Below are 15,353 nucleotides of genomic sequence, written 5' to 3'. Positions count from 1 at the left end.
ACCCCTCCAGGGTGCTGTCGTCGACATCGTCGAGATTGACCACGATGTTGTCCGGCGTCCGGCAGGTCCCTGCGGAGCCCTGGGGCCGAACTGCCCTACAGCGAGTTGATCAGCCGCTCGACCCGCTCGTCGACCGCCCTGAACGGGTCCTTGCACAGGACGGTCCGCTGGGCCTGATCGTTGAGCTTGAGGTGCACCCAGTCGACGGTGAAGTCCCGCCCCGCGGCCTGAGCAGCGGCGATGAAGTCACCGCGCAGCTTGGCCCGGGTGCTCTGCGGCGGGGTGTCCTTGGCGGCCTCGATCTCGCCGTCCTCGGTCGCCCGATCCACCAGGTCCTTGCGCTGCAGCATGTCGAACAGCCCGCGTCCGCGCCGGATGTCGTGGTAGGCGAGGTCGAGCTGCGCGATGCGCGGGCTGGACAGCTCCAGACCGTGCTTGTTGCGGTAGCGCTCCAGCAGGCGGAGCTTGATCGCCCAGTCGACCTCGCGGTCGATCAGCGAGTAGTCCTCCTGCTCGACGGCGTCGAGCGTGCGGCCCCACAGCTCCAGGATGCGCTCGGACATCGGGTCCGAGCCTCGCCGCGCGACGTGGTCGACGGCCCGGCTGTGGTACTCGCGCTGGATGTCCAGCGCCGAGGCCTCCCGGCCGCCCGCCAGCCGCACCGTGCGGCGTCCGGTGAGGTCGTGGCTGATCTCGCGGATCGCCCGGATCGGGTTGTCCAGGCTGAAGTCCCGGAACTGCACCCCCTGCTCGACCATCTCCAGCACCAGGTTGGCCGCCCCGACCTTGAGCAGGGTGGTCACCTCGGACATGTTGGAGTCGCCGACGATGACGTGCAGTCGCCGGTAGCGCTCGGCGTCGGCGTGCGGCTCGTCGCGGGTGTTGATGATCGGCCGGGAACGCGTGGTGGCGCTGGAGACGCCCTCCCAGATGTGCTCGGCTCGCTGGGAGAGGCAGTACACGGCGCCGCGCGGGGTCTGCAGGACCTTCCCGGCACCGCAGATGAGCTGGCGCGTCACCAGGAACGGCAGCAGCACGTCGGCGATGCGGGAGAACTCGCCGGAACGTCCGACCAGGTAGTTCTCGTGGCAGCCGTAGGAGTTGCCCGCTGAGTCGGTGTTGTTCTTGAACAGGAAGATGTCCCCGCCGATGCCCTCGTCGGAGAGCCGGCGTTCGGCATCGATGAGCAGGTCTTCGAGGATGCGCTCACCGGCCTTGTCGTGCGTGACCAGCTGGGTGAGGTCGTCGCACTCGGCGGTGGCGTACTCGGGGTGGGAACCCACGTCGAGGTAGAGGCGGGCACCGTTGCGCAGGAAGACGTTCGACGACCTTCCCCACGACACGACCCGCCGGAACAGGTACCTGGCCACCTCGTCCGGGGACAGTCTGCGCTGCCCGTGGAACGTGCAGGTGACCCCGAACTCGGTTTCGATGCCGAAGATCCGCCTCTGCATGACTCCACACTAGGCGCAAAACCGCCCCCGCGGCGGTCCGCCGTTCGGGCAAGTGTCGAAATGAGTTCGGCTGATTTTGGTAGCAGGCGGTCACCCACCCCGTTGCGCACGCACCCGCACGGAGCAGCCTGAATCGCCGTACATCCGTACGATTTTCCCGGGATGTGGGCCATTCTTCCCACCGCGAACGACATCGCTCCCGCACCCGAGGCGGGTGCGGGAGCGATTGAGCTCTCGGGCGGTCACTTGCCGGGCGGGGTTTCCTCGCCGTCCTCGGACTTGGCGGAGTCCTCGGTCGCCGCCGGCAGCAGGGCCGTGAGCGCGGCGCCCTGGATGCGGCGGAACGTCCGGTTGGGACGGGCGCGGTCGAGGACCGCGACCTCCAGGGCCTTGGTGCCCAGTTCCCGCGCGGCGTCCCCACTGGACGAAAGTCCCTTGACGGCGACCCGGATGGCGTCGCCCAATTCCATTCCATCGCTGAAGGAATCCTTCAGCGAGCTGGTGATCGTGTCCGCCTGACCGCCCATCACCACGTACTGCGGCTCGTCCACGATGGACCCGTCGTAGGTGAGCCGGTACAGCTGGTCGGACTCGGCGGTCGCGCCGACCTCCGCCACGCAGATCTCGACCTCGAACGGCTTGATCTGCTCGGTGAAGATCGCGCCAAGGTGCTGGGCGTAGGTGTTGGCCAGCGATCGCCCGGTCACGTCGCGCCGGTCGTAGGAGTAACCGCGCACGTCGGCGATGCGCACGCCGGCGACCCGCAGCGCCTCGAACTCGCTGTAGCGGCCCACCGCGGCGAAACCGATGCGGTCGTAGATCTCGGAGACCTTGTGCAAGGTCGGAGACGGGTTCTCGGCGACGAACAGCACCCCACCGGCGTACTTGAGCACCACCACGCTGCGGCCCCGGGCGATGCCCTTGCGGGCCAGCTCGGAACGCTCCCGCATCAACTGCTCGGGGGAGGTGTAGAACGGCATCGTCACGGCTTCTGCACTCCTGAATCTGCTCGCTGTGGCAGGCGGGATCGTGGGGACGGCGCTGGTCAGCCGCCCGGGTTCTCCAGGCGTCCGTTGACCACGGCGGTGGCGATCTCGGAGGTCCGCTCCTCGGTCAGCCGCACCGAGCCCTCGGCCGCGGTGATGGTGATGACCGACGGGTAGATCCGCCGGGACACGTCCGGTCCACCGGTGGCGCTGTCGTCGTCCGCCGCGTCGTAGAGCGCTTCCACCGCGGCGCGCGCGGCGGTGTCCAGGTCCGCGTCCGGGTCGAAGCGCTTCTTCAGCGCCGACTTGGCGAACTGCGAGCCGGAACCGACCGCGTGGTAACCGCCGGCCTCGTTGTAGCGACCGCCGACGACGTCGTAGGACACGATCCGGCCTGCGCGGTCGGGGTCTTCGGCGTCGGTGTCGTAGCCGGCGAACAGCGGTACGACCGCCAGGCCCTGCATCGCCGCGGACAGGTTGCCGCGCAGCATCGTGGCCAGCTTGTTGGACTTGCCGTCCAGCGACAGCGAGATCCCTTCGAGCTTCTCGTAGTGCTCCAGCTCGACCGCGTAGAGCTTGACGAGTTCCTGCGCGACACCGGCCGTTCCGGCGATGCCCACCGCCGAGTAGGCGTCGGTGACGAAGAGCTTCTCCATGTCCCGCTGCGCGATGACGTTGCCCATCGTCGCCCGGCGGTCACCCGCCAGCAGCACCCCGCCGCGGAAGGTCACCGCGACGATCGTGGTGCCGTGCGGCGCCTGCACCGAGCCCTCGGGCGCCTTGCGCCCGCCCGGCAGCAGTTCCGGTGCGGCGGCTTGGAGGAAGTCGGTGAACGACGAGGATCCGGGGGTCAAGTAGGCGGCGGGAAGCGCCTGCCCGGGGAACTGGGCCGAGCTCTGGTCCATCAGCGACATCGTCTCCGTTCTCACAGGACTCCTGCGACAAGGTGCACTTTAGTCATGATCGAGTGCGCAGCGAGCGGCACCGGGCCGGTGTTTCTCCGACCCGGTGGCCGGTTCTCGCAGGATCACCGCCTGGGCGCACCGGCGGCCGGGGGCCTACTGGCCGCCCTTCTGCACGTAGGCGCGCACGAAGTCCTCGGCGTTCTCCTCCAGGACGTCGTCGATCTCGTCCAGGATGGCGTCGACGTCCTCGCCGAGCTTTTCGCGACGTTCCTGACCGGCGGCCTCCGGTTCGTTCTCTTCTTCGCCGTCGCCGCCGCCCTGCCGCTGAGCCTTCTCCTGAGACATCTCGCCTCCCGGTGGGTTGAAGTCCCGAACTCCCCCGGACTCGGGGGCGTCCTGCCTTGAACACTACCTATCCGACCACTCGTTCGCCCACGCCCAGCCGGGCGTCTTTGACGATCTTTCCGACTACCTGACGTGCGCGAAACGAGGTCGTAGCGGGTCACCCCTTCGTCAGCGAGTCGACCAGTTCCTCGGCGCTGTTGCTGGCTTCCAGCAGGGCGCCGACGTGGGCCTTGGTGCCGCGCAGCGGTTCCAACGTCGGGATGCGCACCAGGGATTCCCGCCCGAGGTCGAAGATGACCGAGTCCCAGGACGCGGCGGCGACCTCCGACGGGTAGCGCTCCAGGCAGCGGCCGCGGAAGTAGGCGCGGGTGTCCTCCGGCGGAGCGGCGACGGCTTCCTGCACCTCTTCCTCGCTGATCAGGCGTTTCATCGAACCCCGGGTGACCAGCCGGTTGTAGAGGCCCTTGTCCAGCCGCACGTCGGAGTACTGCAGGTCGATCATGTGCAGCCGGGGCGAGGCCCAGCCCAGGCCGTCGCGGCTGCGGTAGCTCTCCATCAGCCGCAGCTTGGCCGGCCAGTCGAGCCTGTCGGCGCAGGACATGGGGTCGTTGGTGAGCATGTCGAGCACCTCGCCCCAGGTGTTGAGCACGTCGCGCGAGGCCCGCTCGGCGCCGTGGGCGTCGAGGAACTCCGAGGCCCGCTCGTGGTAGGCGCGCTGGAGGTCCAAACCGGTGAACCGGCGACCGTCGGCGAGCTCCACGGACTGCTTGAGGGTGGGGTCGTGGCTGATCAGGTGCACCGCCTGCACCGGGTCGGCCAGCTTGAGGTCGTCGAACCGCACCCCGCCCTCGATCATGTCCAGCACCAGCGCAGCGGTGCCGAGCTTGAGGTAGGTCGACGTCTCGGCGAGGTTGGCGTCGCCGATGATGACGTGCAGCCGCCGGTACTTGTCGGCGTCGGCGTGCGGTTCGTCGCGGGTGTTGATGATGCCGCGCTTGAGGGTGGTCTCCAGCCCGACCTCGACCTCGATGTAGTCGGAGCGCTGGGAGAGCTGGAAACCGGCCTTCTCACCCGACTGGCCGATGCCGACCCGGCCGGACCCGCACATCACCTGCCGGGAGGCGAAGAACGGCGTCAGGCCGCCGATCACCGAGGTGAACGGGGTGTTGCGGGCCATCAGGTAGTTCTCGTGGGTGCCGTAGCTGGCGCCCTTGCCGTCGACGTTGTTCTTGTAGAGCTGTATGGGCGCGGTGCCGGGGACGCTGGCCGCGCGCAACGCGGCCTCCTCCATCACGCGTTCGCCGGCCTTGTCCCAGATGACCGCGTCGCGCGGGTTGGTGACCTCGGGCGCGGAGTACTCGGGGTGCGCGTGGTCGACGTAGAGCCGCGCGCCGTTGGTGAGGATGACGTTGGCCGCGCCGAGGTCGTCGCCGTCCGAACCGTTGGACTGCTGCGCCGCCGAGCTCAGGTCGAACCCGCGCGCATCGCGCAGCGGCGACTCGACCTCGTAGTCCCAGCGAGCCCGTCTGGCTCTCGGGATCTCCGCCGCCGCCGCGTACGCAAGCACGATGTGGGTGGAGGTCAGCACCGGATTGGCGCTGGAATCGCCAGGTACGACGATGCCGTACTCCACCTCGGTTCCCATGATCCGCCGCATACCTCGCAGAGTACGGGGTATCGGCGGCGGAGCAGAGTGCTTGAAGCCACAGGTTCGCCAATCGTGCCTTCCCGCGCTGCGCCGACCGGGTGGCACGATCGTGGTGTGGGCACAGGTGATGAGCAGGTCGCGCTGTACGACGCGGCCGGGCGTGTCGTGGGCCGGACGTCGAGGCGCGAGATGCGCGAGAGGGGACTGCGGCACGCGGCGACGGCCGTGCTGCTGCTCTCGGGCGATGAGCAGCGCATCTACGTGCACCGCCGCACCGACACCAAGGACGTCTACCCCGGCCTGCACGACTGCACCGCCGGAGGCGTGGTCGTCGCCGGCGAGGACCCGTTCGACGCCGCCCGCCGGGAGTTGGCCGAGGAGCTCGGCGTTCGCACCGAACCGGAGTTCCTGTTCCGCGAGGTCTTCGAGCAGGGCACCGTTCGCTACCACGGTTTCGTGTTCCAGGCGCGCTGGGACGGACCCGTGGTGCACCAGCCCGAGGAGGTCGCCGAGGGCTGGTGGATGCCCGTCACCGAGCTGCGCGAGCGCCTCGAGGACCCGCTGTGGCCCTTCGTGCCGGACGGCCGTCAGTTCACGCGGCGATGGCTGCGGGAGCGCGCTGCGCGCTCCTGAGCGGCTCTCAGTGCCACGGCAGCTGGGAGCGCTCGCCCCAGTAGGTCGCCGCGTCCGTGGCCAGCGACTTGAGGGTGGCCAGGTCCTGGTCGCCGAGCTCGACGCGCAGGGCCGCGAGGTTGGTCTCCAGCTGTTCGACGCTGGCCGGGCCGAGCAGCACCACGTCCGCCCACGGCTGGGCCAGGGCGTGGGCGACGGCGATGGCGTCCGGCCCGACGGAGTGGCGCGAGGCGATGGCGGCGAACTCGTCCGGCGGTTTCAGCGCCAGCCGGCCGTTGGCCATGGTTTCCTTGAGCAGCACCCGCCACCCGCCGGTGTGCACCTCGTTGAGGGTGCGGCCGACCGAGGGCTCGGCCGTGTTCCAGGTGGACTGCACGGCGCTGAACAGCTGCGTCCCGCCGATCTCCAGCTCCCAGGCCCGTTCGATGGTCTCGGGCTGCGCGGCGCCGCTGGTGGAGAAGCCGAGCCGCACTCCGGCGTCGCGGATGCGCGCCAGCTCGTGCTGCAGCTCCAGGTCCTCGAACAGCGGGCTGTCACCGGTCAGCGAGTGCACCTGGTAGAGGTCGATGCGATCGCCCAGCAGCGTGCGGGTCTCCGCCCACTGGGCGCGCAACCGCTCCAGCGAGTGCTCCTTGACCTCGTGGACCTCGGTCTCGATGCGCCACTCGGCGACGTAGGCGTAGCCCCACTTGCTGGAGACGGTGACGTCCTCGTGGCCCCGCTCCCCCAGCCAGTCGGCCAGGAACTGCTCGGCGCTGCCGTAGGAGCGGGCGGTGTCGACCCATCGGATGCCGTGGGCGTAGGCGGCGTCCAGGACGGAGCGGGTGCGCTCCTTCATGGCCTGGGCCGTGCGCTGCTGGGGCAGCACGTCGGCGCGGCCGACGTTGATGTAGGCGGGCCGGCCCAGCGCGGCCAGCCCGAGTCCCAGCCGCTGCACCGGGTTCTGCGCGGGGATCATGTCCAGCAACGTATCCCGCCGCGAAGTCGCCCGCACGAGCTCGGGGCCGCCATCCCGTAAGGAGGGATGGCGGCCCCGGATCACCGTCGTCTCGACGACCGTTCGACCACGCGTGCGAGCGCGGCACCTGTTCTACAGGTACTGGCCGGTGTTGGTGGCGGTGTCGATCGCTCGGCCGGATTCCTGGTTCTTGCCGCTGACCAGGGTGCGGATGTAGACGATCCGCTCGCCCTTCTTGCCGGAGATGCGGGCCCAGTCGTCCGGGTTGGTGGTGTTGGGCAGGTCCTCGTTCTCGGCGAACTCGTCGATGATGGCGTCCTGCAGGTGCTGCACCCGCAGGCCCGGCTGGTTGGTCTCCAGCACCGACTTGATCGCCGCCTTCTTGGCCCTGTCCACGATGTTCTGGATCATCGCGCCGGAGTTGAAGTCCTTGAAGTACAGGACTTCCTTGTCACCGTTGGCGTAGGTGACCTCCAGGAACCGGTTCTCGTCGGTCTCGGCGTACATCCGCTCCACCGTGGCCTGGATCATCGCGTCCAGGCACGCGGCGTTGTCGCCGCCGAACTCCTTGAGGTCCTCCTCGTGGATCGGCAGCTGGGTGGTGAGGTACTTGGAGAAGATGTCCTTGGCCGATTCGGCGTCCGGACGCTCGATCTTGATCTTCACGTCGAGCCGGCCGGGGCGCAGGATCGCCGGGTCGATCATGTCCTCGCGATTGGAGGCGCCGATGACGATGACGTTCTCCAGGCCTTCCACACCGTCGATCTCGCTCAGCAGCTGCGGGACGATGGTGGTCTCCACGTCGGAGGACACACCGCTGCCGCGGGTCCGGAAGATCGAGTCCATCTCGTCGAAGAACACGATCACCGGCGTGCCCTCGGAGGCCTTCTCCCGAGCGCGCTGGAAGATCATCCGGATGTGCCGTTCGGTCTCGCCGACGAACTTGTTGAGCAGCTCGGGGCCCTTGATGTTCAGGAAGTAGGACTTCGCCTGACCATCGTCGTCGCCTCGCGCCGCGGCCACCTTCTTGGCCAGGGAGTTCGCCACCGCCTTGGCGATGAGCGTCTTCCCGCAGCCCGGTGGCCCGTAGAGCAGGACGCCCTTCGGCGGGCGCAGCTGGTACTGCACGTAGAGCTCGGAGTGCAGGAACGGCAGCTCCACGGCGTCGCGGATCTGCTCGATCTGCCCGGCCAGGCCACCGATGTCGCGGTAGCCGACGTCCGGCACCTCCTCGAGGGTGAGGTCCTCGACCTCGGCCTTGGGCACCACGTCGTAGGCGTAGCCGGCCTTGCTGTCGACCAGCAGCGAATCGCCGGACTTCAGCCCGGAATCGGCCAGGGGCTCGGTCAGCCACACGACGCGTTCCTCGTCGGTGTGCCCCATCACCAGCGCGCGCGGGCTCTCGCCCTCGGCGTAGGACAGGACCTCCCGGAAGGTGCACACCTCACCGGTCTGCTCGAACGCACCCGCCTCGACCACCGTCAGGGCCTCGTTGAGGCGCACCGACTGCCCCAACCGCAGGTCCCCGGTCTCGACGTTCGGCGACACCGCCACCCGCATCTTGCGACCGGAGGTGAATACGTCGACCGTGCTGTCCTCGTAGGCGTGCAAGAACACGCCGTACCCGCTCGGGGGCTGGGCGAGGCGGTCGACCTCCTCGCGCAGTGCCATCAGCTGGCCCCGCGCTTCCTTCAGGGTCTCGGTGAGTTTGGCGTTCCGTTCGGTGAGCTGGCTCACTCTCTCGGATGCCTCGGCCAGCCGCTTTTCCAGCAAGCGGGCCTGTTGAGGGGACTCGTTGAGCCTGCGGCGAAGCAGTGCGACCTCGTCTTCGAGAAGACGGATCTGGCTGCGGAGCTCCGCGGAGCCCGCACCCTGCTCGCCGTCGCCCTCCTCAGGCCGGCTGCCGGGACGGTCGTGCTGCATATCGGCACCCTCCTCCCGTGCTCGTACCACCACGGTACCGGCGATCACCGACGACGGCGGCGTCGTGAGGTGTCCGCCGGATCGCCCAGCGTGCCACAGAAATCTCCGAATACACACGGTCTAAAGACGTTTGTTCCCGGCGCGTTGCATCCTGGCTGGTCGAGGCGGATACGGTGGGTTGTCGATCATGGTCCGTTCGATACTCCCGGACGACCTTCCGACACCCCTGCGGAATCGCCGCGACCACGGGTTTTTCCGTTGCGCCACAGCGGTCGTGTGCGCTCTGCGATCATCCGGGTCAACGACTCCGGCAACCGGGTGGCATTTTCGTCGGGAGCCGCCGCACTTCTCCCATCATTTGGAACAACCTCGGGTGTCCGGACATTCCGGACTTCGTTGAAGCGGTCACGGAGGTTGTAATCCGGATACTCCGCACCCGCGGGTCCAAAGGCTCTGGTCTACTTACCGCCGCTAGCGCACAACCGGCGTCGAATGCCGCAAGAGCACTCCTGGGAGGAGTCCATGACCTATCCGCCGCAGCAGCCTGGACAGGGCGGGTGGGGGCAACAACCCACGGGGAACGGATTCCCACCTCAGCCTTCCGGCACCCCGCAGCAGCAGCCCAACTGGTACGGCAACCAGCACACCGGTTGGGGCCAGCAGGGCCCGGAGCAGGGACAACCCGGCCAGATGCACCCGGGTCAGCCGCAGCCCGCGCAGCCGCCGCAGGCCGGTCAGCCGATGCCACCGCAGTGGGGCAGCGAGTACGGCCCCGGCTCGTGGTTGAAGGAGCCCGGGGGCTTCGGCGACGTCGAACCGCCGGCACCGCAGAAGTCGAAGCTGCCGGTGGTCCTCGGGATCGTCGCGGCCGTGCTGGTGCTCGCCGGAGCGGGCGTCGGCGTCTACTTCTGGCTCGGCAGCGGGCCGGGCGAACCGCGACCGGTGGCCCAAGAGGTCGTGGCCAAGGTCAACGCGGGCGACTTCGGCACCGTCGGCGAGCTGTTCTGCGAGTCCAACAAGGCCCAGCTCGACACCGCCATCGGCCAGCTCAAGCAGTGGAAGTTCGACGTCCGGCTCGGCGAGGTCACCCGCAACGGCGACAAGGCTTCGGCGGATCTCACCGGAACCTACGAGGCCGACGGGGCGTCCCAGCCGGTGGATCAGACGATGGGCCTGGTCGTCGAGAACGGCGAGTGGAAGGTCTGCGACCTCGGCCAGTAGCCGGGGCGCATCGAGGGGAACAACAGAAAAGATTCAGGGGGAGCACCAGTGACGTACCCACCGCAGCAGCCGCCCGGCCAGGGCGGATGGGGGCAGCAGCCCGGTGGCCAGTACCCGCAGCAACCCGGCGGGCAGTTCCCGCCGAGCGGCGGACAGCAGTACCCGCAGCAACCCGGCGGGCAGTTCCCGCCGAGCGGCGGACAGCAGTACCCGCAGCAGCCGCAGCCCGGCTACCAGCAGCAGCCGTACCCGAGCCCGTACGGCCAGCCCGGCTACGGGCCGCCGCCGAAGAAGAAGTCCCCGCTGCCCTGGGTCCTGGGCGGCGTCGGCGGCCTCGTCGTCATCGGCGTGATCATCGCGCTCGTCCTCGCCTTCACCGGCGGCCCGGGCGATCCTCGCCCGGTCGCGCAGCAGGCCGTGGACATGATGAACGCCAAGGACTTCGCCGGGGTGCAGAGCCTCACCTGCGACAAGTCGAGCAAGAAGCTGCAGGACATGGTCGACATGATGGAGGGCAAGGGATCCCAGTTCGAGGAGCTCAAGGGCATGGGCGTTCCGGACGCCGAGATCCAGAAGTTGATCGAGAACCTCGAGGTGAAGTTCGCCCTGGGCGCGGTCACCGACAACGGCGATGACACCGCCACCGCGCACTTCAACGGCACCATGTCCCTCCACGTGGAGGTCATGGGCCAGCAGATGAATCAGGACGTGCCGATCAACGAGACGAACCAGCTGATCGTCGAGGACGGCGAGTGGAAGCTCTGCTGACCGCGCGCTCGATGGTGATCACCGTCCGCTGACCGAGGGCATGAGAACGGGCCCGTACCGGAAGTTCGGTGCGGGCCCGTTCTCATGTCGTGTCAGCCCTTGCTGGGGCGGCGCTGGACGCGCGGTGGGGTGACGCCGTCGGCGAGGCGGCGGCTGGTGAGCAGGAACGCCGTGTGGGCGACCATGCGGTGTTCGGGGCGGACGGCCATGCCGACCACGTGCCACGGGCGCAGCAGCGTCTCCCACGCCTGCGGCTCGGTCCAGTTCTGCTGCTCGCGGATCGCTTCGGTGACGCGGGAGAGCTGGGTCGTGGTGGCCACGTAGACGATCAGCACGCCGCCGGGGTTGAGCTTCTCCTTGACCAGCTCCAGCACGTCCCAGGGCGCCAGCATGTCCAGCACGATGCGGTCGACGGGCTCGCCGTCGTACTCCAGCAGGTCGCCGAGCCGCAGGTCCCAGTTCTCCGGGATCTCACCGAAGAAGCGCTTGACGTTGCGCTCGGCGTGCTCGTGGTGGTCCTCGCGCACCTCGTAGGAGGTGACGCTGCCCTCCGGGCCGACCGCGCGCAGCAGCGAGCAGCTCAGCGCGCCGGATCCGGCCCCGGCCTCCAGCACCTTCGCGCCGGGCCGGATGTCGCCCCACATCAGGATCTGGGCGGCGTCCTTCGGGTAGATGACCTGGGCGCCGCGCGGCATGGACAGCACGTAGTCGGCCAGCAGCGGGCGCAGCGCCAGGAACGAGGTTCCGCCCGCGGAGACCACCACCGAGCCCTCCGGCTGCCCGATCAGGTCGTCGTGCGCGAGCGCGCCGCGGTGGGTGTGGTACTCCCCTCCCCTTTCCAGCACGACCGTGTACTTGCGCCCCTTGGGGTCGGTCAACTGGACCCGGTCGCCGGGCTGGAACTCACCGCTGACGGTGCTGCTCAACTGCTGCCTACCTTCTCCACGCTCGCTGACGTGCTCGATGCACGGCGAACCATCGTCGCAGATGGGCAGGCCTCTACCCCCGGCGGGAGCGCAGTGCCGAGCGCAGGTCCTCGCGGCGGAGGACTCCGCTGGGCCTGCCCTCCTCGTCGATGACCAGGAACTGCCAGGCGAGCACGGCCTGGACCCGCTCCAGCACGGCGTCCGGGGACTCGCTGTCCAGCAGGATCGTGTCCGCCTCGACCGGTTCCGCGGCGCGTTCGGCGGGTTCGTGGGGCGCGTGCGTGGCAAGCCGCTCGGCGGCGGTCTGGTCGAGCAGGCCGACCGCGATGCCGTCGGCGCGGACCAGCACGACGCCGCGTCCGGCCGCGGCCATCAGGGCGTCGGCGACCGGGCTCTCGGCGGGCAGTTGCAGCACCGGGCGCACCAGGTCCGACAGCTCCAGGCCGCTCGGCCACCGGCGGCGCTGCTCGGCCTGGTGCTCGGCACTGGCCCCGGCCACGACGAACCAGGCCATCAGCACGCACACGCCGAGCCGCAACCACTGGTCATCGGCTCCGCTGAACAACCCGATCAAGGCGTAGACCAGCAGTGCGACGGCGACGGCTCCGGCACCCACGACACCGGCGGTGGTGCCCGCGACGCGACGCCCGGTGATCCGCCACAGCAGCGCGCGCAGCATCCGCCCGCCGTCCAGCGGCAGGCCCGGCAGCAGGTTGAACACGCCGACGGCCAGGTTGGCCACGCAGGTCTGGGCGACCAGCAGCCAGACCGCGCCGCCCGGGGTCATGGCGTACCAGGCGATGCCGGTCGCGCCCGCCAGCACCAGGGACACCGCCGGCCCTGCGGCGGCGATCAGCCCTTCCTGCGCGGGCTTGGGCGGCGTGCGGGAGATCTCGGAGAGCCCGCCGAGCAGGAACAGCCGCACCCGGCGCACCGGGAGGCCCATCCGCAGCGCGACGATGCAGTGGCCGAGTTCGTGCAGCAGCACCGAGGCCGCCAGCAGCACCGTGAACACCGCCGCCAGCACCGCGCTCTCCCACACCCCGGCGCCGGGCAGGATGCGGCCGACCATCGGTGTGTAGAGCAGCACGATGAGCGCGGCGCCGAGCCACCACGAGGTGGACAGCAGCACCGGAACTCCGGCCACCCGGCACAACAGCAGCCCCCCGTCGTTGAGCCTGGGCCGGACGGGCGAGGAAGCGGGCGGCGGCATGTGCGAAGGGTAGTAGGTCGGAGGTAAGAGAGCTGTTACGCCCGGGTGCGAGATCGGAGTTCTCGCCGATTTCGCGACCACGCCCCTCCCGTGCCGATCTCCTGTCAGGGGGTTTCGTTAGGGTCAGTGCTCATGGCTGAGACCGCGCAGCAGGAACCCGAGCAGGCGACCCGCCGGCGTCCGGCGCTTTCGCCGTCGCGGGCCGGCGATTTCAAGCAGTGCCCGCTGCTCTACCGCTTCCGCGCGGTGGACCGGCTGCCGGAGAAGGCCACTCGCGCGCAGGTGCGCGGCACGGTGGTGCACTCGGTGCTGGAACGCCTCTACGGCCTGCCCACCGAGCAGCGCGACAGGCAGAAGGCCGGAGATCTGCTGGCGCCGGCGTGGGAGGAGATCCTCGCCGAGCAGCCTGAGCTGGCCGAGCTCTTCGAGGGCCCGGACGATCCGGAGCTGGCCAAGTGGCTGAAGTCGGCGAGCGGGCTGCTCGACGCCTACTTCGAGATGGAGGACCCGCAACGGTTGCAGCCGGAGGCGTGCGAGCTGCGGGTGGAGACCGAGCTCCCCTCGGGCGTGCTGCTGCGCGGCTTCATCGACCGGGTGGACGTCGCGCCGACCGGTGAAATCCGCTTGGTGGACTACAAGACCGGCAACGCGCCGCGCGAGATCGGCGAAGCCAAGGCGATGTTCCAGATGAAGTTCTACGCCTTGGTGCTGTGGCGGTTGCGCGGCGAGATCCCCCGCCAGCTGCTGCTGATGTACCTGGCGAACAAGCAGAAGCTCGCCTACGCCCCCGACGAGGACGAATTGCGCCGCTTCGAGCGGACTCTCGAAGCGATCTGGCAGGCGATCCTGCGCGCGGGCAAGACCGGGGACTTCCGGCCGAACCCGAGCAAGCTCTGCGACTACTGCGATCACAAAGCCCTCTGCCCGGCGTTCGGCGGAACCCCGCCGCCCTACCCGGGCTGGCCGGAAGACCCCGCGACGAACGAAGAGTCCATCCTGGACCGCACCGACTGACGGCAACGGAGAAGCGCCTGCGACCCACCGTCAGGCAAGCGCCGCAGGCGCTTTCTCCTCACCCCACCTGAGCAGCCGGCACCGCCGCGGGTTCTCAGACGTCTTCTCGGGAGGACAGCCGTAGCGCCGTGTATTGGTCATACACAAGTCTCGGATCCCGGAGCGAGAAGGCGTCTGAGGTTCCGCTTCTGGCACCGCCAAGCAGGAAGATCACGGAGTGATCAGTCCTCATAAGGGTCGTAGTTCGCAGCGGTGCCGAAGTCACCGGCCTGGCTCGGGTCGATCACCGCGAAACGAGCGCCGGTGGGGTCCCGCAGGACCGCCATGCGGCCGATGCTGGAGTCGTACGGATCGACCCGGACGCGACCGCCGTTGGCGATGGCGGTGCGGACCAGCTCGTCCGTGCCGATCTCGTCGTCCACGCCCAGGTACAGCAGCCAGTGCGGCTGCGTGGACTCGGTGATGAAGTCGCGGATCATGCTGACCCGCGCCAGCACCGACTCCTCGCCCAGATACCAGACCGAGTAGTCCGAGCGGTGCTCGGTGCCGAACTGCTCCGCGGTGTAGCCGAAGAGCTCCTGGAAGAAGTTGTCGGCGGTCTGCGCCTTGATGGTGACCAGCTCGGCCCACATCAGGGTGCCCGGCAGGCCGACGTCGAACTGCCAGGACTCCTCCGGCTCCAGCAGGCCGAACTCCGCGTCGGAGGGGCCGACCAACACGGCCTTGCGGCCCACCTTGGGCACCGAGTTCAGCGGGACGGTCTGCACCGCGCCGTGCTCCTCGGCCTCGGCGACCTTCTCGGCGCAGTCCGCTGCCGCGAGGTAGATCCGCCACATCGACTGGTCACCGGAGGCCGCGCGCAGGCTGGCCACCGGGAACCCGTCGCGCAGGGCGATGATGTGCTCCCCGGAAGCCGGGTCGGAGTGGGTCTCGTACTCCCAGTCGAACAGGTTCGCGTAGAACTCCCGCGCCTTGTCCAGGTTGGTGGTGATCAGCTCGATCCAGCAGGGCATGCCTGCGTAGAGCTGCCACTGCGGAGGCGTCTTCCCCGGGACCACTACTGCCATGTGCGTGCCAACCCCCATCGGCGTCGTCCAAGATCGTCACGTTCGAAACTACGCCTCAGGTGTGACAACCGCGGAGGCGCCGGACCAACTCGCCCTCACCTCGCCCAGCCTCTCTCGGCGAGGGCGAGGTGAACACGATCGGGAGAGCGGTTCGCCCGAATGGAGCACCACGAGGCGGTTCTGGTCCGAACGATCACCGTCGGTTCGGGTCACGGACCGCCCGCACTGTGGGGGCGTCCCGGGATGGGTGTAGGCCTACTCTAGTAGGAAGTTTAACGAGGTAGTAATTGGG

The 15,353-nt window shown here is 69.0% G+C and carries 14 protein-coding genes; 4 read left to right on the top strand and 10 right to left on the bottom strand.

All coding sequences use genetic code 11. From position 1 onward, the window contains the following. Window positions 1–95 precede the first annotated feature (95 nt). The 5 genes from pafA to dop form a co-directional block, all read right to left on the bottom strand. On the bottom strand, window positions 96–1,454 hold the full coding sequence (pafA, locus tag AB0J91_RS32365; RefSeq protein WP_132673758.1) for a Pup--protein ligase: 1,359 nt from the start codon (window positions 1,452–1,454) through the stop codon (window positions 96–98). Between the two features lie 242 nt (window positions 1,455–1,696). Then, window positions 1,697–2,440 (bottom strand): proteasome subunit alpha, encoded by a 744-nt coding sequence (gene prcA / locus AB0J91_RS32360; RefSeq protein WP_363786670.1) that lies wholly within the window; start codon window positions 2,438–2,440, stop codon window positions 1,697–1,699. A gap of 59 nt (window positions 2,441–2,499) precedes the next feature. Next, window positions 2,500–3,345, bottom strand: a complete 846-nt coding sequence (gene prcB / locus AB0J91_RS32355; protein ID WP_363876692.1) for a proteasome subunit beta — start codon at window positions 3,343–3,345, stop codon at window positions 2,500–2,502. A gap of 153 nt (window positions 3,346–3,498) precedes the next feature. Next, the gene (locus AB0J91_RS32350; protein WP_132622389.1) at window positions 3,499–3,690 is read right to left on the bottom strand and encodes a ubiquitin-like protein Pup; all 192 of its coding nucleotides are present in this window, start codon (window positions 3,688–3,690) and stop codon (window positions 3,499–3,501) included. A gap of 157 nt (window positions 3,691–3,847) precedes the next feature. Then, on the bottom strand, window positions 3,848–5,347 hold the full coding sequence (gene dop, locus AB0J91_RS32345) for a depupylase/deamidase Dop (protein WP_363876689.1): 1,500 nt from the start codon (window positions 5,345–5,347) through the stop codon (window positions 3,848–3,850). Window positions 5,348–5,452: 105 nt separating this feature from the next. On the opposite strand from dop, the gene AB0J91_RS32340 reads away from it, so the two are divergent. Continuing rightward, the gene (locus tag AB0J91_RS32340) at window positions 5,453–5,971 is read left to right on the top strand and encodes an NUDIX domain-containing protein (RefSeq protein ID WP_363876686.1); all 519 of its coding nucleotides are present in this window, start codon (window positions 5,453–5,455) and stop codon (window positions 5,969–5,971) included. Between the two features lie 7 nt (window positions 5,972–5,978). Here AB0J91_RS32340 and AB0J91_RS32335 read toward each other — a convergent pair whose 3' ends face one another. Together AB0J91_RS32335 and arc are read right to left on the bottom strand one after the other, a co-directional pair. Continuing rightward, entirely contained in the window at window positions 5,979–6,929 is a 951-nt protein-coding gene (locus AB0J91_RS32335) for an aldo/keto reductase (protein WP_363786662.1), read from the bottom strand. Between the two features lie 132 nt (window positions 6,930–7,061). Further along, window positions 7,062–8,852 (bottom strand): proteasome ATPase, encoded by a 1,791-nt coding sequence (gene arc / locus AB0J91_RS32330; protein WP_363876683.1) that lies wholly within the window; start codon window positions 8,850–8,852, stop codon window positions 7,062–7,064. Between the two features lie 522 nt (window positions 8,853–9,374). On the opposite strand from arc, the gene AB0J91_RS32325 reads away from it, so the two are divergent. Next, window positions 9,375–10,073, top strand: a complete 699-nt coding sequence (locus tag AB0J91_RS32325; RefSeq protein ID WP_363876680.1) for a hypothetical protein — start codon at window positions 9,375–9,377, stop codon at window positions 10,071–10,073. A 48-nt stretch (window positions 10,074–10,121) separates the two neighbouring features. Beyond that, complete coding sequence (locus AB0J91_RS32320) at window positions 10,122–10,841, top strand: hypothetical protein (protein ID WP_363876677.1); 720 nt, start codon at window positions 10,122–10,124, stop codon at window positions 10,839–10,841. A 92-nt stretch (window positions 10,842–10,933) separates the two neighbouring features. Here the strand turns inward: AB0J91_RS32320 and AB0J91_RS32315 are convergent, their stop codons facing one another. Continuing rightward, window positions 10,934–11,767 (bottom strand): tRNA (adenine-N1)-methyltransferase, encoded by an 834-nt coding sequence (locus AB0J91_RS32315; protein ID WP_363876675.1) that lies wholly within the window; start codon window positions 11,765–11,767, stop codon window positions 10,934–10,936. 73 nt (window positions 11,768–11,840) lie between these two features. Further along, the gene (locus AB0J91_RS32310; RefSeq protein WP_363786652.1) at window positions 11,841–12,980 is read right to left on the bottom strand and encodes a site-2 protease family protein; all 1,140 of its coding nucleotides are present in this window, start codon (window positions 12,978–12,980) and stop codon (window positions 11,841–11,843) included. Between the two features lie 132 nt (window positions 12,981–13,112). Between AB0J91_RS32310 and AB0J91_RS32305 the strand changes: the two genes are divergently transcribed. Next, a complete protein-coding gene (locus AB0J91_RS32305) occupies window positions 13,113–13,994 on the top strand; it encodes a RecB family exonuclease (protein WP_132673767.1) in 882 nt (293 codons plus the stop codon). A 221-nt stretch (window positions 13,995–14,215) separates the two neighbouring features. Here the strand turns inward: AB0J91_RS32305 and AB0J91_RS32300 are convergent, their stop codons facing one another. Continuing rightward, window positions 14,216–15,061, bottom strand: a complete 846-nt coding sequence (locus AB0J91_RS32300; RefSeq protein WP_363786650.1) for a VOC family protein — start codon at window positions 15,059–15,061, stop codon at window positions 14,216–14,218. Between the last annotated feature and the right edge of the window lie 292 nt (window positions 15,062–15,353).

Origin of the sequence: Saccharopolyspora sp. NPDC049357 (assembly GCF_040677225.1) — a bacterium.
Taxonomy (GTDB): Bacteria; Actinomycetota; Actinomycetes; order Mycobacteriales; family Pseudonocardiaceae; genus Saccharopolyspora.
This window is presented reverse-complemented; position numbering and strand designations above follow the sequence as displayed.

Bases quoted from the DNA above. Each gene is read 5' to 3' on its own strand.
- pafA (WP_132673758.1), bottom strand. From the start codon at position 1,454: ATGCAGAGGCGGATCTTCGGCATCGAAACCGAGTTCGGGGTCACCTGC.
- prcB (WP_363876692.1), bottom strand. From the start codon at position 3,345: ATGGACCAGAGCTCGGCCCAGTTCCCCGGGCAGGCGCTTCCCGCCGCC.
- AB0J91_RS32350 (WP_132622389.1), bottom strand. From the start codon at position 3,690: ATGTCTCAGGAGAAGGCTCAGCGGCAGGGCGGCGGCGACGGCGAAGAA.
- dop (WP_363876689.1), bottom strand. From the start codon at position 5,347: ATGCGGCGGATCATGGGAACCGAGGTGGAGTACGGCATCGTCGTACCT.
- AB0J91_RS32335 (WP_363786662.1), bottom strand. From the start codon at position 6,929: ATGATCCCCGCGCAGAACCCGGTGCAGCGGCTGGGACTCGGGCTGGCC.
- arc (WP_363876683.1), bottom strand. From the start codon at position 8,852: ATGCAGCACGACCGTCCCGGCAGCCGGCCTGAGGAGGGCGACGGCGAG.
- AB0J91_RS32325 (WP_363876680.1), top strand. From the start codon at position 9,375: ATGACCTATCCGCCGCAGCAGCCTGGACAGGGCGGGTGGGGGCAACAA.
- AB0J91_RS32310 (WP_363786652.1), bottom strand. From the start codon at position 12,980: ATGCCGCCGCCCGCTTCCTCGCCCGTCCGGCCCAGGCTCAACGACGGG.
- AB0J91_RS32305 (WP_132673767.1), top strand. From the start codon at position 13,113: ATGGCTGAGACCGCGCAGCAGGAACCCGAGCAGGCGACCCGCCGGCGT.
- AB0J91_RS32300 (WP_363786650.1), bottom strand. From the start codon at position 15,061: ATGGCAGTAGTGGTCCCGGGGAAGACGCCTCCGCAGTGGCAGCTCTAC.